Annotated in this window: 23 protein-coding genes; 3 read left to right on the forward strand and 20 right to left on the reverse strand. The window is 71.3% G+C overall.

The features are described from left to right. Window positions 1-126: 126 nt before the first annotated feature. The 15 genes from nusB to rpsD form a co-directional block, all read right to left on the reverse strand. Window positions 127-561 (reverse strand): transcription antitermination factor NusB, encoded by a 435-nt coding sequence (gene nusB, locus ABZ956_RS23120; protein WP_361896791.1) that lies wholly within the window; start codon window positions 559-561, stop codon window positions 127-129. A 2-nt stretch (window positions 562-563) separates the two neighbouring features. Next, the gene (efp, locus tag ABZ956_RS23125) at window positions 564-1,130 is read right to left on the reverse strand and encodes an elongation factor P (protein ID WP_071966192.1); all 567 of its coding nucleotides are present in this window, start codon (window positions 1,128-1,130) and stop codon (window positions 564-566) included. A 50-nt stretch (window positions 1,131-1,180) separates the two neighbouring features. Further along, on the reverse strand, window positions 1,181-2,290 hold the full coding sequence (locus tag ABZ956_RS23130) for an aminopeptidase P family protein (RefSeq protein WP_361896794.1): 1,110 nt from the start codon (window positions 2,288-2,290) through the stop codon (window positions 1,181-1,183). 79 nt (window positions 2,291-2,369) lie between these two features. Beyond that, a complete protein-coding gene (locus ABZ956_RS23135; protein ID WP_361896797.1) occupies window positions 2,370-3,029 on the reverse strand; it encodes an AAA family ATPase in 660 nt (219 codons plus the stop codon). 129 nt (window positions 3,030-3,158) lie between these two features. After that, the gene (gene aroQ, locus ABZ956_RS23140; RefSeq protein ID WP_361896800.1) at window positions 3,159-3,602 is read right to left on the reverse strand and encodes a type II 3-dehydroquinate dehydratase; all 444 of its coding nucleotides are present in this window, start codon (window positions 3,600-3,602) and stop codon (window positions 3,159-3,161) included. Next, entirely contained in the window at window positions 3,599-4,690 is a 1,092-nt protein-coding gene (gene aroB / locus ABZ956_RS23145; protein ID WP_361896803.1) for a 3-dehydroquinate synthase, read from the reverse strand. Before aroB ends, aroQ begins: the two co-directional genes overlap by 4 nt. Before the next feature lie 7 nt (window positions 4,691-4,697). Beyond that, complete coding sequence (locus ABZ956_RS23150) at window positions 4,698-5,234, reverse strand: shikimate kinase (RefSeq protein ID WP_361896806.1); 537 nt, start codon at window positions 5,232-5,234, stop codon at window positions 4,698-4,700. After that, the gene (aroC, locus tag ABZ956_RS23155; protein WP_361896808.1) at window positions 5,231-6,415 is read right to left on the reverse strand and encodes a chorismate synthase; all 1,185 of its coding nucleotides are present in this window, start codon (window positions 6,413-6,415) and stop codon (window positions 5,231-5,233) included. Before aroC ends, ABZ956_RS23150 begins: the two co-directional genes overlap by 4 nt. A 258-nt stretch (window positions 6,416-6,673) precedes the next feature. Further along, window positions 6,674-7,522: a shikimate dehydrogenase gene (locus ABZ956_RS23160; protein ID WP_361896811.1), complete on the reverse strand. Its 849-nt coding sequence runs from the start codon at window positions 7,520-7,522 to the stop codon at window positions 6,674-6,676. Then, complete coding sequence (gene mltG, locus ABZ956_RS23165; protein ID WP_361896814.1) at window positions 7,519-9,153, reverse strand: endolytic transglycosylase MltG; 1,635 nt, start codon at window positions 9,151-9,153, stop codon at window positions 7,519-7,521. The genes ABZ956_RS23160 and mltG overlap by 4 nt, the downstream gene beginning before the upstream one ends. Window positions 9,154-9,277: 124 nt before the next feature. Further along, a complete protein-coding gene (gene ruvX / locus ABZ956_RS23170) occupies window positions 9,278-9,742 on the reverse strand; it encodes a Holliday junction resolvase RuvX (protein WP_361896817.1) in 465 nt (154 codons plus the stop codon). A gap of 2 nt (window positions 9,743-9,744) precedes the next feature. Then, window positions 9,745-12,414, reverse strand: coding sequence for an alanine--tRNA ligase (gene alaS, locus ABZ956_RS23175; protein WP_361896820.1), 2,670 nt, complete (start codon window positions 12,412-12,414; stop codon window positions 9,745-9,747). After that, window positions 12,414-12,743 (reverse strand): DUF6167 family protein, encoded by a 330-nt coding sequence (locus ABZ956_RS23180; protein ID WP_361896823.1) that lies wholly within the window; start codon window positions 12,741-12,743, stop codon window positions 12,414-12,416. The genes alaS and ABZ956_RS23180 overlap by 1 nt, the downstream gene beginning before the upstream one ends. Window positions 12,744-12,751: 8 nt before the next feature. Beyond that, window positions 12,752-13,201, reverse strand: coding sequence for a DUF948 domain-containing protein (locus ABZ956_RS23185; protein WP_361896826.1), 450 nt, complete (start codon window positions 13,199-13,201; stop codon window positions 12,752-12,754). Between the two features lie 222 nt (window positions 13,202-13,423). Beyond that, a complete protein-coding gene (rpsD, locus tag ABZ956_RS23190) occupies window positions 13,424-14,038 on the reverse strand; it encodes a 30S ribosomal protein S4 (RefSeq protein ID WP_071966204.1) in 615 nt (204 codons plus the stop codon). A gap of 188 nt (window positions 14,039-14,226) precedes the next feature. Here rpsD and ABZ956_RS23195 point away from each other — a divergent pair, with 188 nt between their 5' ends. Continuing rightward, window positions 14,227-14,943 (forward strand): DUF2470 domain-containing protein, encoded by a 717-nt coding sequence (locus ABZ956_RS23195; RefSeq protein ID WP_361896831.1) that lies wholly within the window; start codon window positions 14,227-14,229, stop codon window positions 14,941-14,943. Window positions 14,944-14,990: 47 nt separating this feature from the next. On the opposite strand, the gene ABZ956_RS23200 is transcribed toward ABZ956_RS23195, so the two are convergent. The 4 genes from ABZ956_RS23200 to ABZ956_RS23215 all read right to left on the reverse strand — a co-directional run bounded on the left by ABZ956_RS23200 (window position 14,991) and on the right by ABZ956_RS23215 (window position 19,131). Beyond that, complete coding sequence (locus ABZ956_RS23200; protein ID WP_361896834.1) at window positions 14,991-16,352, reverse strand: replication-associated recombination protein A; 1,362 nt, start codon at window positions 16,350-16,352, stop codon at window positions 14,991-14,993. 87 nt (window positions 16,353-16,439) lie between these two features. Then, a complete protein-coding gene (locus ABZ956_RS23205; RefSeq protein ID WP_361896837.1) occupies window positions 16,440-17,090 on the reverse strand; it encodes a vitamin K epoxide reductase family protein in 651 nt (216 codons plus the stop codon). Window positions 17,091-17,149: 59 nt separating this feature from the next. Continuing rightward, on the reverse strand, window positions 17,150-18,412 hold the full coding sequence (hisS, locus tag ABZ956_RS23210; RefSeq protein WP_361896840.1) for a histidine--tRNA ligase: 1,263 nt from the start codon (window positions 18,410-18,412) through the stop codon (window positions 17,150-17,152). Between the two features lie 8 nt (window positions 18,413-18,420). Continuing rightward, entirely contained in the window at window positions 18,421-19,131 is a 711-nt protein-coding gene (locus tag ABZ956_RS23215) for an MBL fold metallo-hydrolase (RefSeq protein ID WP_361896843.1), read from the reverse strand. Window positions 19,132-19,318: 187 nt separating this feature from the next. On the opposite strand from ABZ956_RS23215, the gene ABZ956_RS23220 reads away from it, so the two are divergent. Together ABZ956_RS23220 and ABZ956_RS23225 are read left to right on the forward strand one after the other, a co-directional pair. After that, entirely contained in the window at window positions 19,319-20,143 is an 825-nt protein-coding gene (locus ABZ956_RS23220; RefSeq protein WP_361897143.1) for a peptidylprolyl isomerase, read from the forward strand. Window positions 20,144-20,351: 208 nt separating this feature from the next. Then, complete coding sequence (locus ABZ956_RS23225) at window positions 20,352-21,581, forward strand: DUF349 domain-containing protein (RefSeq protein WP_361896846.1); 1,230 nt, start codon at window positions 20,352-20,354, stop codon at window positions 21,579-21,581. Between the two features lie 74 nt (window positions 21,582-21,655). Here the strand turns inward: ABZ956_RS23225 and ABZ956_RS23230 are convergent, their stop codons facing one another. Then, window positions 21,656-24,184 (reverse strand): RelA/SpoT family protein, encoded by a 2,529-nt coding sequence (locus ABZ956_RS23230; protein ID WP_361896849.1) that lies wholly within the window; start codon window positions 24,182-24,184, stop codon window positions 21,656-21,658. Between the last annotated feature and the right edge of the window lie 108 nt (window positions 24,185-24,292).

A 24,292-nucleotide genomic window follows, 5' to 3' on the forward strand; every position in this document is an offset into this window, starting at 1 on the left:
GTCCAGCCCCCCCCCCCCCGCCGGGACTTCCTCAACGTGCCCTCCGCCCACGGGGCCCCCCAAAAAAACACCGGCGGGGGCCGGGGGAAACCCATTGGGTTTCCCCCGCCCCCGGCGGTTTTCGTCTTAGTGGCTCTCGCGCCGAAGGCTCGGCTTGAGCTCCTTGAAACGACCGAGGAGGCCGTTGACAAAGGCCGGCGAGTCGTCGGTGGAGAACTCCTTGGCGAGCTGCACCGCCTCGTCGATCGCGACGGCGTCCGGGGTCTCGTCCTCCCAGATCAGCTCGTACGCGCCGAGCCGCACGATGCTCCGGTCCGCGGCCGGCATGCGGTCCAGGTCCCAGTCGATCGCATAGGTGGCGATCAGCTCGTCGATCCGGGCGGCGCGCTCGGCGTAGCCCTCGATCAGCTGCATCGTGTACGGGTTCACCGGCGGCTGCCGGTCGTCCGACCGGGCGTGCCGGACCCAGTCCGCGAGGACGTCGCGCACCGAGCTCTCGCGCTGGTCGGCCTCGAAGAGGATCTGGAAGGCGCGCTTACGGGCCTTGCTGCGGGCGGACACGGTTAGCTGTTCACCCGGCCGAGGTAATCACCGGTGCGAGTGTCGACCTTGATCTTCTCACCCGTGGTGATGAAGAGCGGGACCTGGATCTCGTAGCCCGTCTCCAGCTTCGCGGGCTTGGAGCCACCGGTGGAACGGTCGCCCTGGACACCGGGCTCGGTGTGCTCGATGGTCAGCTCGACCGCGGCGGGCAGCTCGACGTAGAGGACGGAGCCCTCGTGCTGCGCGACGGTGGCCTCGAAGCCCTCGATGAGGAAGTTGGCGGCGTCGCCGACGGCCTTGCGGTCGACCATCAGCTGGTCGTACGTGTCCATGTCCATGAACACGAAGTACTCGCCGTCCATGTACGAGAACTGCATCGTCCGCTTGTCGACGGTGGCCGTCTCGACCTTCACGCCCGCGTTGAAGGTCTTGTCGACGACCTTGCCCGAGAGCACGTTCTTCAGCTTCGTACGGACGAAGGCGGGGCCCTTGCCGGGCTTGACGTGCTGGAACTCGACGACGGACCAGAGCTGGCCGCCTTCGAGCTTGAGCACCATGCCGTTCTTGAGGTCGTTCGTGGATGCCACGGTTGCGGTATCTCCTGGGCTGGTGGAACCAGAAAGTGCGATGCGCCCCGCTAGAGCGCGAGCAGCTCTTTGGTCGTGATGGTGAGTAGCTCGGGTCCGCCGTCCGCCTCGGGGCGGACGACGAGCGTGTCATCGATCCGGACGCCGCCCCGCCCCGGGAGGTGGACTCCCGGATCTACGGTGACCGGCACGCAAGCGTCCAGTTTACCCATTGCCGAGGGCGCCAGCCTCGGGTCCTCGTCGTTTTCGAGTCCGACGCCGTGTCCGATGCGCGGCCCGACCCGTTCGCCGTGGCCCGCGGCCTCCAGCACGACCCGTGCCGCCCGGTCCACGTCACGGTAGGCCGCGCCCGGCGCGAGCGCCTCGCGGCCGGCCCGCTGAGCGGCGAAGACCTGCTCGTACAGCTCGATCTGCCAGGGGGCGGGAGAGGTCCCGATGACGAACGTACGGGCGATCTCACTGCGGTACCCACGATAGTCCGCCCCCAGGCAGACGCTGAGGAAATCGCCCTCCTCGACCCGGCGGTCGGTGGGCACATGGCCCGCCAGGCCCGAGTTCGGCCCGGCACCCACACAGGTGGGGAAGGCCGCGCCGTCCGCCCCGTGGTCGATCAGCCGGCGCTCCAGCTCCAGCGCGAGGTGGCGCTCGGTCCGTCCCACCAGGATCGACTCCAGCAGCTCGCCCAGGGCCTGGTCGGCGATCTCGGCGGCGATCCGCAGGGACGAGATCTCCTCGTCGTCCTTGACGATCCGCTGCTGCTCCACGGCCGTGCCGAGGTCGTTCAGCAGCACCCGGGGCACCACCGAGCCCACCGCCCGGTGCCGGGCCACGGTCAGGTGGTGCTCCTCCAGCGCCAGCGAGCGCGCGCCGGCCTCGGCGGCCCGCTCGGCGCCCGCGACGGCCGGGTCGCCCTCGGGCGTCGGCAGCACCTGCACACACAGGTCGTCGGCGGGCCGGCTGGCGCCCGTGGCGTCCGCGAAGGGGTCGGTGGCGCACACCAGCACGTCCTGGCCGGGCCCGAGCAGCAGCACCGCGCCCGCCGGGGCCCCGCCCGACAGATAGCGCACATTGGCCCAGCCGGAGACCAGGGCGGCGTCGCTGCCGCCCGCCTCGCACCGCTCGCGCAGCCGCGAGCGCCGTGCCGCGTACACCTCGGACATGCTTCCGAGCGTACGTTCGGCGGCGGGTTCCGGCCTTTCCAACGCCTCCGACCGGGCGGCGCGGGCCGGGCCGGGGCCGCTACCGGGCGGTGAGGGAGCGGGCGACGACCTCGTCCAGGAGCCGGGCCGTGGTGGCGACGTCCTGCTGGGTGTTGTCGATGATGGGCAGCCCCGAGCCGTACCAGCCCGCCATGCGGCCGTGGATCCGGGCGACCTCCTCGTCGCTGAGGCGGCGGTTGCCGGTCCGCTCGGCGTTGCGCTCCAGGACGACCTCCAGGCCCGGCAGCAGCACCACGGGCAGCAGCCCGGGGCCCACGTGCCGCTTCCAGCCACCGAGGCCGACGACGGGCCGGTCGGGGAAGACGGCGTCGTCGAGGATGCAGGAGATGCCGTTGGCGAGGAAGTTGCGGGCGGCGAAGCCGCAGGTGCGGCGGGCCAGCCGGTACTGCGCCTCGGAGTGGTCGTTCCAGCCGGACTGCGGGTCGGCGAAGCCGGACCGCACCCACTCGCGCACGTCGTCGAGGCTGACGTGGGCGGTGGGCACCCGGCGGGTGTCCGCCCAGTGCCGGGCGACCGTCGTCTTGCCGGCCCCGGCCGGGCCGATGAGGAGCACCGCCACCGCGGCCGTCTGGGCCGCTCCGGCCAGCGGGAAGTGCCCGGTGGCGGCGTCCTGACCGGGCGGGGGCGGCGGCACTGCCGGCATCGGGGGGTGCGTTGGCGGCCCCACGGGGTACTGCATCCGGTGGCACTCCGTCTCGTACGGGCGACTGGCGGGGGATGTTCTTCCCCGGACCCGCCGCTTCCCGTAACCGGGGGCCGGTCCGGGGAAAGAGTAAGCTTTCCGGCCCCCACCGTGGGAACGGCCCCGTCAGCCCCCGAGTTCCTCCGCCAGCGCCCGCAGCGCCAGCCGGTACGAGCCGATGCCGAAGCCCGCCACGGTCCCGCTGGCGACCGCCGCGATGACGGAGGTGTGGCGGAACTCCTCCCGGGCGTACGGGTTGGAGATGTGCACCTCGATCAGCGGCGCGGTGCGCTGGGACGCCGCGTCCCGCATGGCGTACGAGTAGTGCGTGAACGCCCCGGGGTTGATGACGACCGGCACCGAGCCGTCGGCGGCCTCGTGCAGCCAGCGCACCAGCTCGCCCTCGTCGTTGGTCTCGCGCACCTCGACGGCGAAGCCGAGCTCCGCACCGAGCCGGGTGCACTCCTCGACCAGCCCCTTGTAGGAGGTCGAGCCGTAGACGTCGGGCTCGCGGGAGCCGAGCCGGCCCAGGTTGGGCCCGTTCAGCACGAGAACACGGCGCGCGCTCACGCTGCAATCTCCGCGTGAGCGGCCAGCAGCATCGCCGGGTCCGGGCCCTCCAGAACCGTCGGCTTGGCCAGGCCGTCCAGGACGATGAAGCGCAGCCGGTCGCCGCGGGTCTTCTTGTCGACCTTCATCGTCTCCAGCAGCTTGGGCCACTGGTCGCCCCGGTAGGTCACCGGCAGGCCCACGGCCTTCAGGACCGCGCGGTGCCGGTCGGCGGTGGCATCGTCCAGCCGGCCGGCGATCCGGCCCAGTTCGGCGGCGAAGACCATGCCGACGGCGACGGCCGCGCCGTGCCGCCAGTTGTAGCGCTCGTTCTTCTCGATGGCGTGGGCGAGCGTGTGACCGTAGTTGAGGATCTCGCGCAGGCCCGACTCCTTGAGGTCGGAGGAGACGACGTCGGCCTTCACCCGGATCGAGCGCTCGATCAGCTCGGCGGTGTGCGGGCCGGCGGGCGTGCGGGCCGCCTCGGGGTCGGCCTCGATGAGGTCCAGGATCACCGGGTCGGCGATGAAGCCGGCCTTGATGATCTCGGCGAGCCCGCTGACGTAGTCGTGGACGGGCAGCGACTCCAGCGCGGCCAAGTCGCACAGGACGCCGGCCGGGGGGTGGAAGGCACCCACGAGGTTCTTGCCCTCGGCGGTGTTGATGCCGGTCTTGCCGCCGACGGCCGCGTCGACCATGCCGAGCACGGTGGTGGGCACGGCGATCCAGCGCACCCCGCGCAGCCAGGTGGCCGCCACGAAGCCGGCGACGTCCGTGGTGGCGCCGCCGCCGACGCCGACGATGACGTCGGTGCGGGTGAAGTTGGTCTGCCCGAGCGCCTTCCAGCAGTAGGCGGCGACCTCGACGGTCTTGGCCTCCTCGGCGTTCGGCAGCTGGATCGCGATGGCCTCGTAGCCCTGGGAGGCCAGGTCCTCGCGGATGGCCTCGCCGGTCTCGGCGAGGGCCTCGGGGTGCAGCACGGCCACGCGCTTGGCCTTGGTGCCGATCAGGCCGGGCAGCTCGCCCAGCAGCTGGCGCCCGACCAGGACCTCGTACGGCGCGGTACCCGCGCTGCCGGCGACCTGGATGCGGGTGGGGGCGTCGGTCATGCGTTCCTCACTGCGTGGTGTCCGGTGTGTGGGCCCGGGGCAGCCGCAGCGCCTCCATCACGGCGTCGGCTACCTGGTCCGGGGTACGGCCGCCGGTCGCGACGACGGCGCGGGCGACCTCGGTGTAGAGCGGGCGGCGCGCCTCCATCAGCTCGCGCCACCGCTTGCGGGGATTGACGGCGAGCAGCGGGCGCGGGGCGTCCAGGCCCACGCGGTGGACGGCGTCGGCGAGCTCGACGTCGAGGAAGACCACGGGCAGGCCGGTGAGCAGGGCCCGGGTGGCGGGGTCCATGACGGCGCCGCCGCCGAGGGAGAGCACCCCGGGGTGCTCGGCCACGGCGGCGGCCACGGCCTGCCGCTCCAGTTCGCGGAAGTGCGGCTCGCCCTCGTCGATGAAGATCTCCGGGATGGGCTTGCCGGCCGTCCGCTCGATGTCGGCGTCGGTGTCCCGGTAGCCGGTGCCCAGCCGCTGCGCGAGCAGGGCACCGATGGTGGACTTGCCCGCTCCGGGCGGGCCCACCAGGACCGCTACGGGGGGTGTCACTTGATGGCCAGGTTCTCGAGGTAGCCGCGGACGTTGCGGCGGGTCTCGGTGACGCTGTCGCCGCCGAACTTCTCCACGATCGCGTCCGCGAGGACGAGGGCCACCATGGCCTCGGCCACGATGCCGGCGGCCGGGACCGCGCACACGTCGGAGCGCTGGTGGTGCGCCTGCGCCGCCTCGCCGGTGGTGACGTCCACGGTGGCCAGCGCGCGGGGCACGGTGGCGATGGGCTTCATCGCGGCCCGCACGCGCAGCAGCTCACCGGTGGTCAGGCCGCCCTCGGTGCCGCCGGAGCGGCCGGAGGTGCGGCGGATGCCGTCCTCGGTGGCCACGATCTCGTCGTGCGCCTGGGAGCCGGGCACCCGGGCGAGGTCGAAGCCGTCGCCGAGCTCGACGCCCTTGATGGCCTGAATGCCCATCAGGGCGGCGGCCAGGCGGGCGTCCAGGCGACGGTCCCAGTGGACGTGCGAGCCGAGGCCCACCGGCACCCCGTAGGCGAGGACCTCGACGACGCCGCCGAGGGTGTCACCGTCCTTGTGCGCCTGGTCGATCTCGGCGACCATCGCCTCGCTCGCCCCGGCGTCCAGGCAGCGCACCGGGTCGGCGTCGAGCTTGTCGACGTCGGAGGGCTTGGGGTAGACGCCGTAGGGCGCCTTGGCGGAGGCCAGCTCCACCACGTGCGAGACGATCTCGATGCCGGCCGTCTCCTTGAGGAAGGAGCGGGCGACGGCGCCGAGGGCCACGCGGGCGGCGGTCTCGCGGGCGGAGGCGCGCTCGAGGATGGGCCGGGCATCGGCCACGCCATACTTTTGCATTCCGGCGAGATCCGCATGCCCCGGGCGCGGCCGGGTCAGCGGGGCATTACGAGCCAGCTCCGCCAGCTCGGCGGGGTCCACGGGGTCGGCGGCCATGACCTTTTCCCACTTGGGCCACTCGGTGTTGCCCACCATGACCGCAACCGGGGAACCCATCGTCAGGCCGTGCCGGACGCCGCCGATGAAGGTGACCTCGTCGCGCTCGAACTTCATGCGCGCGCCGCGCCCATAGCCGAGGCGCCGCCGAGCAAGGTGGTCCGCCACCATCTCAGTGGTGATCGGCACGCCGGCGGGAAGACCCTCCAGCGTCGCCACGAGTGCGGGGCCGTGCGACTCCCCTGCGGTCAGCCAGCGCAACCTGCTCAACGGTGCTCCTCATCAGCCTTGGCCATGCAAAATGCTCGTTCCGATCCTCCCACGAGCAGCCGCCCGGACAGGTCTCAGGTCCAAGGTGCGGACGCATGAGGACAAAATGCGGGCGGCAGCGCAATCCGCTGCCGCCCAATCCCCGCAAGTGCGGGGAGCACCAAGCCGACCTCGCCGGCATCCAAAAATACGGCGGACCACCCCCGCAGCCGCGGGGAATTTCGGCTCTTCCCCGCTAACGATGGCGGCTGCAGCAGGTCACGCGCGACGGGCCGCCAGCGCCGCCTCGCCGGCGGCGCGCATCGCGGCCAGCGGGGCGGGGGCGCGGCCGGTCATCTGCTCGACCTGGAGCACCGCCTGGTGCACCAGAAGGTCCAGGCCGCCCAGGACCGTGCCACCGTGCCGCGCCCAGGCGGCGGCCAGGGGGGTGGGCCAGGGCTCGTAGAGGACGTCGAAGAGCGTGCCGGGGCGGTCGGGCACGGCGCCGGCCAGCGCGTCGGTGGCGCCCGCCGGGGTGGTGGCGACGACCAGCGGCGCGGTGAGGGCCTCGGCGGCCCGGGACCAGTCGGCGGTGCGCACGGTCACGCCCAGCCGCTCGCCCCACTGCCGCATCTCGGCCGCGCGCTCGGCGCTGCGCACGTACGCGGTGACCTCGCCGGTGCAGATCCTGGCGAGGGCTGCCAGCGCCGAGGAGGCGGTGGCGCCGGCGCCCAGGACGGCGGCGCTGTCCACCGTCCCGACGCCGCGTTCGCGCAGGGCGGCCGCGATGCCGGGGATGTCGGTGTTGTCGCCGAGGCGGCGGCCGTCCTCGGTCAGGACGACGGTGTTGACGGCCTCCACGGACCGGGCCGTGGCGCTGACGGAGTCCAGCAGCGGGATCACGGCCCGCTTGAGGGGCATGGTGAGGGAGAGCCCGGCCCAGCTGCCGTCGAGGCCGTCGAGGAAGCCGGGCAGGGCCGCCTCGTCGACCTCGAAGCGGTCGTACGTCCACTCCCCCAGGCCCAGCTCCGCGTAGGCGGCCCGGTGCAGCACCGGCGAGAGCGAGTGGGCGATGGGCGAACCGAGCACGGCCGCGCGGTGGCGGGCGGCCTCCCTCACGTGACTCATTGCGTCTTCCGACTCTTGTTGAACTCGTCCACGAGCTTCTGGTGCTCCTGCAGGTTCTTGGTGAACGTCGTCTTCTCGTTGATGGAGACGAAGTAGTACCAGTCGCCCGGCTCGGGATCCATGGCCGCCCGGAGCGCCTCGGCGCCCGGATTGCCGATGGGGCCGGGGGGCAGGCCCTTGTAGAAGTACGTGTTGTACGGGTCGTCGAAGGCGCGGAGCTGCTTGGGGCTGAGGTCCAGCTTGCTCTGGTTCTTCAGGTAGTTGTACGTCGAGTCGAACTCCAGCTTGCCGTTCGTCTCGGTGTTGGTGGGCTTGAGGCGGTTGTAGACGACCCGGGACATCTTGCGGAAGTCGTCGTGCGTCATGCCCTCGGCGTTGACCAGGCTGGCCACGGTGATCAGCTGCAGCGGGGACTTCAGGCCCAGCTCGCGGGCCTTGCCCTCCAGGTCCTGCTTGGCGTAGTTCTCCTTGGCCCGGGTGACCATCTGCCTGAGGATGGCCTCCGGCTTGGTGCCCTTGCCCGCGCTGTACTGCGAGGGGTAGAGGAAGCCCTCCAGCGGGTCCTTGATCTTCGGGTCGGAGTTCGCCCACTCGGGCAGTCCGAGGCTCTTCGCCTGGTTCTTGGCGACGTCCTTGGTGGTGCCCGCCGGGAGCCCGAGCTTCTCGTCGATGGCGCCGTAGATCTGGACGGCGCGGCGGCCCTCGGCGATGGTCAGGAAGTTCGCCGCGTTGGTCATCATCTCCACGGCCGCGGCGCCCGACATCTCCTTGCGCAGGGTGTAGGTGCCGGCCTGGATGGACTTGCCCTTGGGGTTCTTGCCCGCGGCCTCGGTGAAGGCGCCGACGCTCTTGACCACGCCGGCCTTGTACAGGGCCTGGCCCATCGTGGTCAGGCTGGAGTTCTTGGGGATCTCGACCTGCACCTCGCCGCTGCCCTCGCCCGTGTAGTCGGGCGCGGCGCCGTAGTGGGTCTGCCAGTAGTCGTAGGCGAGGTAGCCGCCACCGCCCACGACGCCGACGAGCACGACGGCGACCAGCAGGCAGGCGGTGCCGCTGCGGCGCTTGGGCTTCTTCTCCCGGCCGCCCTTGCCCTTGCCGCGCCGCTCACGGCCGCGGCCGCGCTCCTCGCGGGGATCGGGGTCGTCGTCGACCGGGGCGGGCGGGGTGTCCTCCGGGTCGTCGAAGAGGGAGATCTTGTCCTCGACGGGTTCCGGACGCCACTCCTGGGGCTCCTGGCGGGCGGGGGCCGGCTGCTGGGCCTGCGCCTGGGCGCGGACCTGCTCGTGCTGTCCCTGGTGCTGCTCGCCCACGTAGGGGGCCTGCTGCTGCGGGTAGCCGCCGGTGTCGTACTCGTAGTACTCCGACGGGCCGCCGGCGTACGTCCCGGGCTGCCCGGCGTACGAGCCGTCCTGGCCGGCCGGGGCGTACGGGCCGGGACCCCCCGCGCCCTGCGAGGGATCCCAGCCGTACTGCTGCTGCTCGGGATAGGGCTGCTGGCCGTAGGGGGGCTGGGACTGCTGCTGCGGCTGTCGCTGCTGCGCGTACTGCTGCCCGGTGTATCCCTGGTCCCCGTAGAGAGGGTCCTCGGGATGCCACGGTTGGGAGCCGGAACCCCGGCCGTACTCAGTCATCTATCCCCTAGAGCCGCACAGCGGCAGCCAGTGCGCCAGGTGAAGCGCGGAAGTCCGACGTCTGGTCCTGCCCTGTAGACATTCGAACAGCTGCCATGTCGCGCGGAACGTTACCGTATTGCGATCAGATGACCACTTCGACGGCCTCACCCGGAGGCCGCCCGGAGATCTTCTCGATCTCCAGGGCGTTCTGCAGGATCACCACGGCGGCCGCCTGGTCGACGACCGAGCGGCCCTTCTTGGAGTTGACGCCGGAGGCGCGCAGGCCCTGCGCGGCTGTGACGGTCGTCATGCGCTCGTCGACCAGCCGCACGGGCACGGGAGCGATCCGCCGGGCCATCTCCTTGGCGAAGGTGCGCACCTTGGCCGCGGCCGGCCCCTCTCCCCCCTTGAGGGAGCGGGGCAGACCGACGACGACCTCGACCGGCTCGTACTCCGCGACGATCGCCGCGAGCCGCTTGTGGGCCTGGGGGATGTCCCGTCCGGGGACGGTCTCGACCGGGGTGGCGAGGATCCCGTCGGGGTCGCACGACGCGACCCCGATCCGGGCGTCCCCGACGTCCACGGCGATACGCCTGCCTCGTCGCACGATCAGGCCGCTTCCGCCACGAGGCGCTCGACGGCGGCCATGGCCTCGTCGACGGCCTCGGGGTTCTGACCGCCGCCCTGGGCGACGTCCGGCTTGCCGCCGCCACCGCCGCCGAGGGTCTTGGCGGCCGTGCGCACCAGGTCGCCGGCCTTCAGGCCCCGCTCGCGGGCGGCCTCGTTGGTGGCGATGACGGTCAGCGGACGCCCGTTGACCACCGTGAAGAGCGCCACGACGGCCGCCCGGCCGCCCTGGATGCGGCCACGGACGTCCAGGACGAGCTTGCGCAGGTCGTCGGCGCCGGTGCCGTCCGGCACCCGGCCGACGGCCAGGGCGGTGCCGTGGACGTCGCGGGCACCCTCGGCGAGACCGGCCGCGGCCTGCAGGACCTTCTCGGCGCGGTAGCGCTCGATCTCCTTCTCGGCGTCCTTGAGCTTGGCGAGCATGCCGGAGATCTTCTCCGGGAGCTCCTCGGGACGGCCCTTGACCAGCTCGGTGAGCTGGGCGACGACCGTGTGCTCCTTGGCCAGGAAGTGGTAGGCGTCGGCGCCGACGAGGGCCTCGACGCGGCGCACGCCGGAGCCGATCGAGGACTCGCCGAGCAGCTTCACCAGGCCCAGCTGGGCGGTGTTGGCGACGTGCGTACCGCCGCACAGCTCCTTGGAGAAGTCGCCGATGGTCACCACGCGCACGCGCTCGCCGTACTTCTCGCCGAACTCGGCGATGGCGCCGGCCTTCTTGGCCTCGTCCAGGCTCATGACCTCGGCCTGGACGTCCAGCTCGCGCGAGAGGACCTCGTTGATCCGCTGCTCGACGTCGGTGAGCACCGTGCCGGGCACGGCGGCCGGCGAGCCGAAGTCGAAGCGGAAGCGGCCGGGCGAGTTCTCCGAGCCGGCCTGGGCGGCCGTCGGGCCCAGGGCGTCGCGCAGCGCCTGGTGGGTGAGGTGGGTGGCGCTGTGGGCGCGGGCGATGGCCCGGCGGCGCGTGACGTCGATGGAGGCGTGCGCGGAGGCGCCCACGGTGACCTCGCCGACCTGGACGACGCCCTTGTGGACGTTGACGCCGGGGACGGGCTTCTGCACGTCCCGGACCTCGATGACGGCGCCGTTGTCGAGCCGGATACGGCCGGTGTCGGCGAGCTGGCCGCCGCCCTCGGCGTAGAAGGGGGTGCGGTCCAGGACGACCTCGACCTCGTCGCCCTCGGAGGCGGCCGGGGAGGTCACGCCGTCGACGAGCAGGCCGACGATCGTGGCCTCGTTCTCGGTGAGCGAGTAGCCGGTGAAGTCGGTCTCGCCGGCGGTGTCGGCGACCTCGCGGTAGGCGGAGAGGTCGGCGTGGCCGGTCTTCTTGGCCTTGGCGTCGGCCTTGGCGCGCTCCCGCTGCTCCTTCATCAGGCGGCGGAAGCCGTCCTCGTCCACGGACAGGCCCTGTTCGGCGGCCATCTCCAGGGTGAGGTCGATCGGGAAGCCCCAGGTGTCGTGGAGCAGGAACGCCTTGTCGCCCGCGAGGACGGTGCCACCGGCGGACTTGGTCTCGGCGACGGCGGTGTCGAGGATGTTGGTGCCGCCCTTGAGGGCCTTGAGGAAGGCGGCCTCCTCGGCGAGCGCGACGGTCTCGATGCGTCCACGGTCGCTCAGCAGCTCGGGGTACTGCTGGCCCATCGTGCGGATGACGACGTCGAGCAGCTCGGCGACGACCGGGCCGGTGGCGCCGAGCAGGCGCATGTTGCGGATGGCGCGGCGCATGATGCGGCGCAGGACGTAGCCGCGGCCCTCGTTGCCGGGGGTGACGCCGTCGCCGATGAGCATCGTGGAGGTGCGCATGTGGTCGGCGACCACGCGCAGCGCGACGTCGGAGTCCTTGCCGGCGCCGTACTGGACGCCGGTGAGCTCGGTGGCCTTGTCGATGACGACGCGCAGGGTGTCGGTCTCGTACATGTTCTGCACGCCCTGCAGGATCATCGCCAGGCGCTCGAGACCGAGGCCGGTGTCGATGTTCTTGCTGGGGAGCTCGCCGAGGATCGGGAAGTCTTCCTTCCCGTCGCCCGCGCCCCGCTCGTACTGCATGAAGACCAGGTTCCAGATCTCCACGTAGCGCTCGTCGTTGACGGCCGGGCCGCCCTCGATGCCGAACTCGGGGCCACGGTCGTAGTTGATCTCGGAGCAGGGTCCGCACGGGCCGGGGACGCCCATGGACCAGTAGTTCTCCTTCTTGCCCAGGCGCTGGATGCGCTGGGCGGGCACGCCCACGACGTCGCGCCAGATGCGCTCGGCCTCGTCGTCGTCGAGGTAGACGGTGATCCAGAGCTTCTCCGGCTCCAGGCCGTAGCCACCGTCCGCCACGGGAGTGGTCAGCAGCTCCCAGGCGTACTTGATGGCGCCTTCCTTGAAGTAATCGCCGAAGGAGAAGTTGCCGCACATCTGGAAGAACGTGCCGTGCCGGGTGGTCTTGCCGACCTCTTCGATGTCCGGGGTGCGCACGCACTTCTGCACGCTGGTGGCGCGCGGGAAGGGCGGCTTGACCTCGCCGAGGAAGTAGGGCTTGAACGGGACCATGCCCGCGGGGACCAGCAGCAGCGTCGGGTCGTCCGCGATGAGCGACGCCGACGGCACGACGGTGTGCCCACGCTCCTCGAAGAAGCGCAGCCAGCGCCTGCGGATTTCAGCCGACTCCATCAGTGGTCCTCTTTCCGGGTGTACGAGTTGTAGGTGTGCTGCTGCTCGAGAGCGACGAGGTGGCGCTGCTCGGGGAGCGCGCGGCGATCGGGTGCGGGAGGTACGGCGGTCAGGCCGAGCGCGTCCTTGAGCGCCGCCTCACGGTGCGCCATGCCCTCGCGCACGTCCAGGGCGAAGAGCTTGACCTTGCGGCCCGCGATGACGGCGCGGTCGGCCGCCTGCAGGGCCAGGCTCTCGGGGGTGAGCTTGGCGAGCTTGCGGTTGACCTTGGTCGTGGCCCAGACACCGGCTGCGACACCGGTGGTGAACCAGAACGTGCGGCGGAACATTTCTGGGGTCAACCCTTCTTGCGGATACGGCTGCTGCCGCGCCGGGCGGACGGCAGGTCCTTGCCGACGGCTCTGCCGACGAAAACGGTGCCGCCGCCCTGCCGCCCGGTCTCGGTCGTGAGGCCCATGGCGCGCCGCACGCCGTAGCCGAACGCGGCGACCTTGACCAGGGGCCCGCCGAAGGCGGAGGAGACGGTCGAGGACAGCGCGGAGGCGTTCGCGGTGACTTCCTGGACGTCCGCGGTGATCGAGTCGACGCGGGCGAGCTGGGTGTTCGCGGAGCGGACGGTCGCGGAGGCGTCGGCGAGGAGGGGTACGGCCTGCTCGGAGACGTCGGCGACCAGCTTGGTGGCCGCTTTCAGCGTCTGCGCCAGCCGCACCAGCACCAGGGCGATGAAGGACACGAGGATCGCCCAGAAGACGGCCACGAGGATCCCGGCCACCTCTCCACCGGACACGCTGCACCGCTCCCTAGCTGGTTCGTCGTCGCTTGTCCGTACCTTCCCAGGTACAGGTACCGACCTTATCGCGCCGGGCCTGCGCGCCCGTACCGCATTACCGGTCCGTACGGCACGGATGTACGACCGTACGGACGGGGGAAACGCGCCAGCCCGCCGGCTCGCCGACCGCGGGGGCCGGAGAGACGACGGGCTGGGCAGAAGGAGAGTTCCGCGTCCGGGTCAGCGGGCGTAGTACTCGACGACGAGCTGCTCGTCGCAGATCACGGGGATCTCCTTGCGGTTCGGGTCCCGGTCCAGGCGGAAGGCCAGCGCCGGCAGGTTGACCTGCAGGTAGCGCGGGGTCTCGCCCTCACCGGCGTAGCCGCCGGCCATGGCGACCTGGAAGGGGTGCTTGGCACGGCTGCGCTCGCGGACCATCACGACGTCGTTCGGACGGACGCGGAAGGACGGCTTGTCGACCTTGCCACCGTTGACCTCGATGTGGCCGTGGACGACCATCTGGCGGGCCTGGTAGATGGTGCGGGCGATGCCCGAACGCAGAACCAGGGCGTCGAGACGACGCTCGAGCTCGACGACCAGCGCCTCGCCCGTCTTGCCCTCGGCCTTCTTGGCGCGGTCGTAGGCGCGCGCCATCTGGCGCTCGCTGATGTCGTACTGGGCGCGCAGACGCTGCTTCTCGAGCAGACGGACCTTGTAGTCCGAGTTCTGCTTGCGGCCACGGCCGTGCTCGCCCGGCGGGTAGGGGCGGGCCTCGAAGTACTTGACCGCCTTCGGCGTCAGCGCGATGCCGAGCGCACGAGACTTCTTGACCTTGGGACGCGACTGGTTAGGCACGTTCTCCAGACCTCCGTTGTAAGTTAGGTTAGGCTTACCTTACTCAAGGAGATCGCATGTCTCGTCCGGGGAACACCAGTCACATCACGGACAGCACAAAGGAGGTCGACGCAACTGATGGCGTCGACGCGACGGAGGTCCGATCAGATCGTGGTCAGCCGCGTCCCAGCGGACTTGAAATCGCACGGATGCCGTCAGCAGCCGAGCGCACACGAACTCTCGTACAGAGTACATGCTCGGCGGTACTGCTGATTCCCGGCCTGAGCGGGGGCCACCCCGACCAGCTGATGCCGGACGCCCGGACCGTGGGCCCCGACGGCGAGGTGTTCCTGGTGCTGCCCGCGGATTCCCCGGCCGTACGGGCCGCCACGCACGCCCAGGACGACGAGCTGTCGGCCGTGCTGGAGCTCACGGATGTGGCACCGGTCTCCGTGCCCAACCGTATCCGGGGCCGCGCCTGGCTGTCCGGCTGGCTCACCTGCGTGCCCGGGGTGGCCGAGCCGGGCCGGATGCTGCTGCGCCTGGAGCTGGGCGAGCTGAGCGTGGACGACCTGTGGGGCGCCGAGACCGTCGAGCCGGAGCAGTTCGCCGGCGCCCTCGCCGATCCCCTGGTCACGCACGAGGCGGAGCTGCTGCAGCACCTGGCCTCCGGCCACGGCGACCAGGTCCGCGGCCTGTGCACCCTGCTCGGCGACCGCGAGAGCGCCGCCTGGGACGCCTACGCCTCCGCCGTGCCGGTGGCCCTGGACCGCTTCGGACTGCGCGTGCGCTTCACCCGCCGCCACGGCGGCGGCACGGCGGCGGACCGCTCCTTCGACGCCCGCTTCGAATTCCCCGAACCGGTGCGGGACGTCATCGAGCTGCGCACGGAGATGCACCGCCTCTTCGAAGCCGCGGGCCACTGACCGGGGGGCACCGCCCCGGTCCCCGGCCGCCGGACGGGCTGAACGGCTCAGCCCTCCGGCTGCTCCCCTCTCAACCGCGACCGCACCCGCTCCACCACGTCCGCGTACCGCGCCTCCGCCCCGTACCGCGTCGGCTCGTAGTACCGCTTGCCGTGCACGGAGTCCGGCGCGTACTGCTGCGCCGCGATGCCGCCCGGCACATCGTGCGGATAGACGTAGCCCTGCCCGTGCCCCAGCTTCTGGGCGCCCTTGTAGTGGCTGTCCCGCAGGTGTGCCGGCACCGGTCCGGCCAGGCCCGCGCGGACGTCCGCCAGGGCGGCGTCGATCGCCAGATACGCGGCATTGGACTTCGGCGCGAGCGCCAGCGCCACCGCGACCTGGCTCAGCGTGATCCGCGCCTCGGGGAAGCCGATCATCGCGACGGCCTGCGCACCGGCCACCGCCGTCTGCAGGGCCGTGGGGTCGGCGAGGCCCACGTCCTCGCTCGCCGAGATCATCAGCCGGCGCGCGATGAACCGGGGGTCCTCCCCCGCCTCGATCATCCGGGCCAGATAGTGCAGCGTCGCGTCGACGTCGGAGCCGCGGATGGACTTGATGAGGGCGCTGGCGACGTCGTAGTGCTGGTCGCCGTCGCGGTCGTACTTCACCGCCGCCCGGTCGACGGCGCCCTCCAGCGTCTCCAGGGTGATCTCGTCCTCGCCCTTGGCGATGGCCGAGCCCGCCCCCGCCTCCAGCGCCGTCAGCGCGCGGCGGGCGTCACCGCCCGCGATGCGCAGCAGATGCGCCTCCGCGTCCTCGGGCAGCGTCACGGCGCCGCCGAGCCCCCGCTCGTCGGTCAGCGCCCGCCGGATCAGCGCCCGCAGGTCGTCGTCGGTCAGGGCCTGCAGGGTCAGCAGCAGGGAGCGGGACAGCAACGGGGAGATGATCGAGAAGTAGGGATTCTCCGTCGTGGCCGCGATGAGGGTGACCCAGCGGTTCTCGACGGCGGGCAGCAGGGAGTCCTGCTGTGCCTTGCTGAAGCGGTGGATCTCGTCCAGGAAGAGGACGGTCTCCTTGCCGTAGCCGCCGGAGGCGCGGCGGGCGCCGTCGATGACGGCCCGTACCTCCTTGACGCCCGCGGTGATCGCCGACAGCTCGACGAAGCGCTTGTTGGTGGCCTGGCTGACCACATAGGCGAGCGTCGTCTTACCGATGCCCGGCGGGCCCCACAGGATCACCGAGGACGGTCCGGCGGGACCGCCGCTCCCCTCCCCCACCAGCCGGCGCAGGGGCGAGCCCGGCTTCAGCAGATGGCCCTGTCCGACGACCTCGTCGAGGGTGCGGGGGCGCATACGGACGGCCAGAGGACTGCCTGCCGGGTCCTTCTCCTGGCGGTCCTCTGCGGCTGCGGTGAACAGGTCGGGCTCCACGCTCGAAACCCTATGCCACGGCACTGACAACGCCGCCGGACACCATGTCCGGCGGCGTTGATCAAGCCATGCGAGCGGTACGGACGGTCAGGCCGTGCCGCCGGTCCAGAACCACCACCACTTGGTGAGGATGAGCATCCCGATGATGCCGATCCACAGCACCGGCACCACCCAGTGGAACTCCAGCACCGTCTTCTTCAGCCCCTCGGGGGCCGGGATGAAGCCGTGGCGGAGGTTCTGCACGGTCACGTAGCAGAACATGACGATGGTGGCGACCCAGGCCAGGCAGCACCACAGGCACAGCGAGCCGATCACGTACAGCGACTCGTACTGCAGCCACGTGACGAAGCCGACGCCGAAGAGGCAGCCGGCCTCCATCCCGAGCCAGTACCAGCGCGGCAGGCGGGCGCCCGACAGCAGGGCCAGGCCGATCGCGATGATCATGCCGTAGGCGACCAGGCCCAGCATCGGGTTGGGGAAGCCGAAGGCCTTGGCCTGGTCGCTCGACATGATGTTGCCGCAGGAGACGATGGGGTTCAGGCTGCAGCCCGGCACGAAGTTCGGGTCCTCGAGCAGCTTGAACTTGTCGAGAGTGATGACCCAGGACGCCAGCAGCCCCATCGCTCCGGTGATCACCAGCAGCAGGGCGAACCCGCGGCCGGCGCCCACCGCGCCCGTGGCCGGGCCGTCCCGCCCCGCGCCGTCGGTGGCGGAGCGGTCGAGTGCCGAAGTCGTCATAGCGCCGTCGATCCCATCAGTAGGCCGTTGTCGCCCATTCTGCACCAAGGGCCCGGCAATCAGCCTTGGGCCGAAAGGACTTCACTCACCACGGAGTCGAACGCCACGGCCTTCTGCTCACCGCTCTCCAGGTCCTTGAGCTGGACCACGCCCTCGGCCAGATCCCGCTCGCCGGCGACGAGCGCGAAGCGCGCGCCGGAACGGTTGGCCGACTTCATGGCGTTCTTCAGGCCCTTGCCGCCGAAGGCGAAGTCCGTCGCGACGCCGGCCCGGCGCAGCTCGGTGACCAGACCGAAGAGCACCCGGCGGGCCTCCTCGCCCAGCGGCACGGCGAAGACCTCGGTGGCGGCGGGCAGTTCGAGCTCGACGCCCTCCGCCTTCAGGGCCAGCACCGTGCGGTCGACGCCGAGCGCCCAGCCCACGGACGGCAGCGCGGGGCCGCCGATCATCTCGGACAGACCGTCGTAGCGGCCGCCGCCGCCCACCGCGGACTGCGAGCCGAGGCCGTCGTGGACGAACTCGAAGGTGGTGCGGGTGTAGTAGTCCAGGCCGCGCACCAGCTTCTCGTCGTCGACGAAGGCGACGCCGGCGGCGGTCAGCAGCTCGCGGACCCGCTCGTGGTACTCCTTGCACGCCTCGCACAGGTGGTCGCGGAGCATGGGCGCGCCGACGAGCTGCTTCTGCACGGCCTCGCGCTTGTCGTCCAGGACGCGCAGCGGGTTGATCTCGATGCGGCGGCGGGTGTCCTCGTCGAGGTCCAGGCCGCGCAGGAAGCCCTGGAGGGCGTCCCGGTAGGCGGGGCGGCACTCCTTGTCGCCGAGCGAGTTCAGCAGCAGGCGGAAGTTCTTCAGGCCCAGCGACTTGTAGGCGTCGACGGCCAGGATGATCAGCTCGGCGTCCAGGGCCGGGTCCTCCGCGCCGATGGCCTCGGCGCCCACCTGCGAGAAGTGGCGGTAGCGGCCGGCCTGCGGGCGCTCGTAGCGGTAGTAGGAGCCGGAGTACCAGAGCTTGACGGGGAGGTTGCCGACCTTGTGGAGATTGGCCTCCAGCGCGGCGCGCAGCACGGAGGCGGTGCCCTCGGGGCGCAGCGCGAGCTGGTCGCCGCCACGCGTGGTGAGGGTGTACATCTCCTTGGTCACGATGTCGGTGGACTCGCCGACGCCGCGGGAGAACAGCTCGACCTGCTCGAAGCCGGGGGTCTCGATGTAGCCGTAGCCGGCGCGCTGGAGCGGGGCGGAGATGGCCTCGCGCACGGCGAGGTAGACCGCGGAGTCGGGCGGGGTCAGGTCGTAGGTGCCCTTGGGGGCCTTGAAGGTGCTCACGAAACTCGTCACATTCCTCGTCGCGGAGCCGGGGTGTCGGCTCCAAGGCCGGCGGCCACTTCCCGCAGGTACGGGTTGGCGGCGCGCTCGTGGCCGATGGTCGTCTGGGGGCCGTGGCCGGACAGCACCACGGTCGAGTCGTCCAGGGGCAGGCACACACGGGCCAGCGACTGGAGCATCTCGGCGTGGTCACCGCCGGGCAGGTCGGTGCGTCCGATGGAGCCGGCGAACAACAGGTCGCCCGAGAAGAACACCGACGGAATGTCGGCGGTCTCGGGCATCCGGAAGGTCACCGACCCCTTGGTATGGCCGGGCGCGTGCGCGACGGTGAACTCCAGCCCCGCGAGGTCGAGGCGGCTGCCGTCGGACAGCTCCTTGACGTCGTCGGGCTCCCCCACCGTCAGCTGCCCCATGAGCTGCTGACCGATGGAGCGGCCCAGTGCCTTCTCCGGGTCGCTCATCATGTAGCGGTCGGCGGGGTGGATCCAGGCCGGGACGTCATGGGCGCCGCACACCGGGACGACCGAGGCGACGTGGTCGATGTGGCCGTGGGTGAGGACGACGGCGACGGGCTTGAGCCGATGCTTCTTCAGTGCGTCCTCGACGCCCTGGGCCGCCTCGTGGCCCGGGTCGATGATCACGCACTCCTCGCCTGCGGCGGGGGCGACCAGGTAGCAGTTGGTCCCCCAGGCCCCGGCGGGGAACCCGGCAATCAGCACGTTCGTCCTTAAAGATCGGTCGGCAATCGGTCGGCGGGAGTCCTGCGGGGAGCCCCCCGGCGGAGGACACCCGACCGCCTCAGAGCCTACCGGCGGCACTCCTGCCGCCGCGAACCCGTATACGGTACGGGCACAATCGCGATATACCGCTCATGACATGCGACGAACGGCAGGAGAAGAGGACCCGGTGGTCAGTAACGAGCAGCGGCGGCGGCAGCTCGCCCGGGAGAAGTTCGAGCGGCAGCAGCAGCGCCGGGAGGCGGCCAAGCGCAAGGCCCGGCGCCGGAACGCGGTGATCGCCGCCGGCCTCGCGGTGGTGCTGGCCGCGGGCGCGACCGCGTATGCCACGGGCGTGCTCTCCGGCGACGACAAGGACAGGACCGACACCGCCGCGGACAGCGCCCCCACCCCGAAGAAGGGGCCGGACCCGTGCGCCAAGCCGGCGCCGGGCTCCCCTTCGACGAAGACGTGGAAGTCCGAGCCGGAGATGACGGTCGACAAGGACGACAAGTCGGCGTCGTACGCGATGGCCCTCACAACCACGTGTGGCTCGATCGACGTCAAGCTGGACGCGGCGAACGCTCCGCATACGGTCAACTCCTTCGCGTTTCTGGCGAAGGAAGGGTTCTTCGACCACAGCAAGTGCCACCGGCTGACCACCGCCGGGATCTACGTCCTGCAGTGCGGCGACCCCAAGGGCACCGGCCAGGGCGGCCCCGGCTACACGCTGCCGGACGAGAACCTCAAGGACTCCCGGCTCAAGGGGAACGTCTACCCGGCGGGCACGATCGCGATGGCCAACACCGGTCAGCCGCACACCGGGGGCAGCCAGTTCTTCCTCGTCTACCAGGACAGCCAGCTGCCGCCGCAGTACACGCCGTTCGGCACCATCGGCGCCGAGGGCATGAAGACGCTGAAGAAGATCGCCGGCGCGGGCGAGCAGTCGGGGGCCGGCGACGGCGCCCCCAACGCGACCGTCGTGATCGACAAGGCGGCCGTGACCAAAAACTGACGCCCGGACGGCGAAATTTCGGTCGCGCGGGATACGGACAGCCGGGCCGCCGTTCGCCTATGTTGGCGTTGTGTAGGGTGCCAGCTCCGACGGCTGTAAGCACCCGGATGATCAAGCCGTCGGACCGGCCAGGGCGCGGCCCTGCCCGGAACAACTGTGGACGATGCGCGGGCCGCACACCGGCCCGGCATCATGTGGAGGAGGCGCTGTGAGCAGCGACCCGTGGGGCCGCGTCGATGAGACGGGGACCGTGTACGTGCGTACCGCCGACGGAGAGCAGGTCGTCGGCTCGTGGCAGGCGGGGTCTCCCGAGGAGGCCCTGGCTTACTTCGAGCGCAAGTACGAGGGCCTGGTCGTGGAGATCGGCCTCCTCGAGCGGCGGGTCAGGACCACCGATCTGTCGGCCAAGGACGCGATGACCGCGATCGATCACCTGCGCACCCAGGTCGACGAGCACCATGCCGTGGGCGACCTGGCCGCGCTGCGGGAGCGGCTGGACAAGCTGGTCTCCACGGTCGAGTCGCGTCGCGAGGAGCGCAAGGCGGCCAAGGCCAAGCAGTCCGAGGAGGCCCGTACGGCCAAGGAGGCGCTGGTCGCCGAGGCCGAGGAGCTGGCGGCGAGCGAGCAGTGGCGGTCGGCCGGTGAGCGGCTGCGTTCGCTGGTCGACACCTGGAAGGGCCTGCCCCGGCTGGACCGCAAGACGGACGACGAGCTGTGGCACCGCTTCTCGCACGCCCGCTCGGCGTTCTCCAAGCGGCGCAAGGCGCACTTCGCCTCGCTGGACGCGCAGCGCGAGGAGGCCCGTAAGACCAAGGAGAAGCTGGTCGCCGAGGCCGAGGCGCTCTCCGGGTCCACGGACTGGGGCCCGACGGCCGCGCGCTACCGCGACCTGATGACGGAGTGGAAGGCCGCCGGGCGCGCGCAGCGCGAGGCGGAGGACGAGCTGTGGACCCGCTTCCGGGGCGCCCAGGACGTCTTCTTCCAGGCGCGCAGCGAGGTGTTCGCCGAGCGTGACGCCGAGCAGCAGAGCAACCTCACGCTCAAGGAAGAGCTGGTCATCGAGGCCGAGAAGCTGCTTCCGATCACGGACCTGAAGGCCGCGCGCGCGGCGTTCCGGTCGGTGAACGAGCGCTGGGAGGCCATCGGCCACGTGCCGCGCGACGCCCGGCCGAAGATCGAGGGCCGGATGCACGCGGTCGAGCGGGCCATCCAGGAGGCCGAGGAGGCCGAGTGGCGGCGTACGAACCCCGAGGCGCGGGCCCGTGCGGCCGGCCTGACGGGTCAGCTGCAGTCGGCCGTCGACAAGCTGCAGGAGCAGGTCGACAAGGCCCGGGCGGCGGGCAATGACGCCAAGGCCGACAAGCTCGCCAAGGAGCTCGAGGGCCGTAAGGCGCTGCTGGACCAGGCTCTGAAGGGCCTGGAGGAGTTCGGCGGCTAGTTTCCGATTTCCGCACACGATGTAAGGGGCTCCGGCTATCGCCGGAGCCCCTTACTCATGTCTGCCCTGTCTGCTTACGGCCTGCGGGCCGACGTCACGCGGTAGACGTCGTAGACGCCCTCGACTCCGCGCACCGCCTTCAGGACGTGCCCCAGGTGCTTGGGGTCGCCCATCTCGAAGGTGAAGCGCGAGGTGGCGACGCGGTCGCGGGAGGTCTGCACGGCGGCCGAGAGGATGTTGACGTGCTGGTCCGACAGGACCCGGGTGACGTCCGACAGCAGCCGGGACCGGTCCAGCGCCTCCACCTGGATGGCGACGAGGAAGACGGACGACTGCGTGGGCGCCCACTCGACGTCGAGGATCCGCTCGGGCTGCTGCGAGAGCGAGTCGACGTTGACGCAGTCGGCGCGGTGCACCGAGATGCCGTTGCCGCGGGTGACGAAGCCGATGATCGGGTCGCCCGGCACGGGGGTGCAGCAGCGGGCGAGCTTGACCCAGACGTCGTCGACGCCCTTGACGACCACACCCGGGTCGGCGCTGGAGCGCCGCTTGGAGCGGCCGCGGATCGGTGTGGCCTCCTCGATGTCCTCGGTGGCCGCGTCCTCGCCGCCCAGGGCCTGGACGAGCTTTTGCACCACGCCCTGGGCCGCGACGTGGCCCTCGCCGATGGCGGCGTAGAGGGAGGAGATGTCGGGGTAGCGCATCTCGTGGGCGAGGGTGACCAGCGAGTCGCCGGTGAGGATGCGCTGGATCGGCAGGTTCTGCTTGCGCATGGCGCGCGCGATGGCGTCCTTGCCCTGCTCGATGGCCTCGTCGCGGCGCTCCTTGGAGAACCAGGCGCGGATCTTGTTGCGGGCCCGCGGGGACTTCACGAAGCCCAGCCAGTCCCGGGAGGGGCCGGCGCCGGATGCCTTGGAGGTGAAGACCTCGACCAGGTCGCCGTTGTCGAGGGTCGACTCCAGCGGCACGAGCCGCCCGTTGACCCGTGCGCCTATCGTGCGGTGGCCGACCTCGGTGTGCACCGCGTACGCGAAGTCGACGGGGGTGGCGCCCGCGGGGAGCGCTATGACATCGCCCTTGGGGGTGAAGACGAAGACCTCGTTGCGCGAGAGGTCGAAGCGCAGGGACTCCAGGAACTCGCCCGGGTCCTCGGTCTCCTTCTGCCAGTCCAGCAGCTGCCGCAGCCAGGCCATGTCGTTGACGGTGTCCTGGCCCTTGCCGGCGTTCCTGGGCACGTCGGTGCGGATCTTGGAGGCTCCCGCGACGGCCTCCTGCTTGTACTTCCAGTGCGCGGCGATGCCGTACTCGGCGCGGCGGTGCATGTCGAAGGTGCGGATCTGCAGCTCGACGGGCTTGCCGCTGGGCCCTATGACCGTCGTGTGCAGCGACTGGTACATGTTGAACTTCGGCATCGCGATGTAGTCCTTGAACCGCCCCGGGACCGGGTTCCACCGGGCGTGGACGGTGCCGAGCGCCGCGTAGCAGTCGCGGACGGTGTCGACGAGGACGCGGATGCCCACCAGGTCGTAGATCTCGGCGAAGTCACGGCCCCGCACGATCATCTTCTGGTAGACGCTGTAGTAGTGCTTCGGGCGGCCGGTGACGGTGGCCTTGATGCGGGCGGCGCGCAGGTCGGCCTGGACCTCGTCGGTGACGATGGCCAGGTACTCGTCGCGCTTGGGGGCCCGCTCGGCGACGAGGCGGACGATCTCGTCGTACATCTTGGGGTAGAGGATCGCGAAGGCGAGGTCCTCCAGCTCCCACTTGATGGTGTTCATGCCCAGCCGGTGCGCCAGCGGGGCGTAGATCTCCAGGGTCTCGCGGGCCTTCTTCTCCTGCTTCTCCCGCTTGAGGTAGCGCATGGTGCGCATGTTGTGCAGCCGGTCGGCGAGCTTGATGACCAGCACCCGCGGGTCCTTGGCCATGGCCACGACCATCTTGCGGACCGTCTCGGCCTGCGCGGCCTCACCGAACTGCACCCGGTCGAGCTTGGTGACGCCGTCGACGAGGAGGGCGACCTGGTCGCCGAAGTCGCGGCGCAGGTCGTCCAGGCCGTACTCGGTGTCCTCGACGGTGTCGTGCAGCAGGCCCGCCATCAAGGTGGCCGGATCCATGCCGAGCTCGGCGAGGATCGTGGTGACGGCCAGCGGGTGGGTGATGTACGGGTCGCCGCTCTTGCGCTTCTGGCCGCGGTGCCAGCGCTCGGCGACCTGGTAGGCCCGCTCGATCTGGCGCAGCGTCGTGGCGTCGGCCTTGGGGTCGTTCCCGCGCACGATGCGCAGCAGCGGCTCGAGCACCGGGTTGTACGGGCTGGAGCGCTGTACGCCCAGGCGGGCGAGGCGGGCCCGGACGCGGCTGGAGGAGCCGGGGCGGGACGTGGCGCCGGGCGGGGGCGTGGGGCGGGCGGGAGCGGTGGAGGCGGGGGGCTGTGCCGCGGCCGTGCGGGGCGGCGGTCCGTCGCCGCTCCTGTGCTCGCTCCGGCCGCCGGGGGCGGGCTCGGGGGCGTTGCCCGGGCGGCCCGTGGGCGTGCCCGTGGCCGCCGCGGCCTCGGGAGACGGCTTGTCCTGTTGAGCGGCGGTGAGCGGCTGGACCTCGTCTGGCAAGAGCACTCCTCATGCGTTCCGGCCCCCCGTTCAGGTCCGGACTGCCCATGGTATCGATCCCGGCCACCGGACGGCCGCGCGCCCGGCGGCACCACGGGCGTCACATCT

Origin of the sequence: Streptomyces sp. NPDC046261, from assembly GCF_040646235.1 — a bacterium.
Lineage (GTDB): Bacteria > Actinomycetota > Actinomycetes > Streptomycetales > Streptomycetaceae > Streptomyces.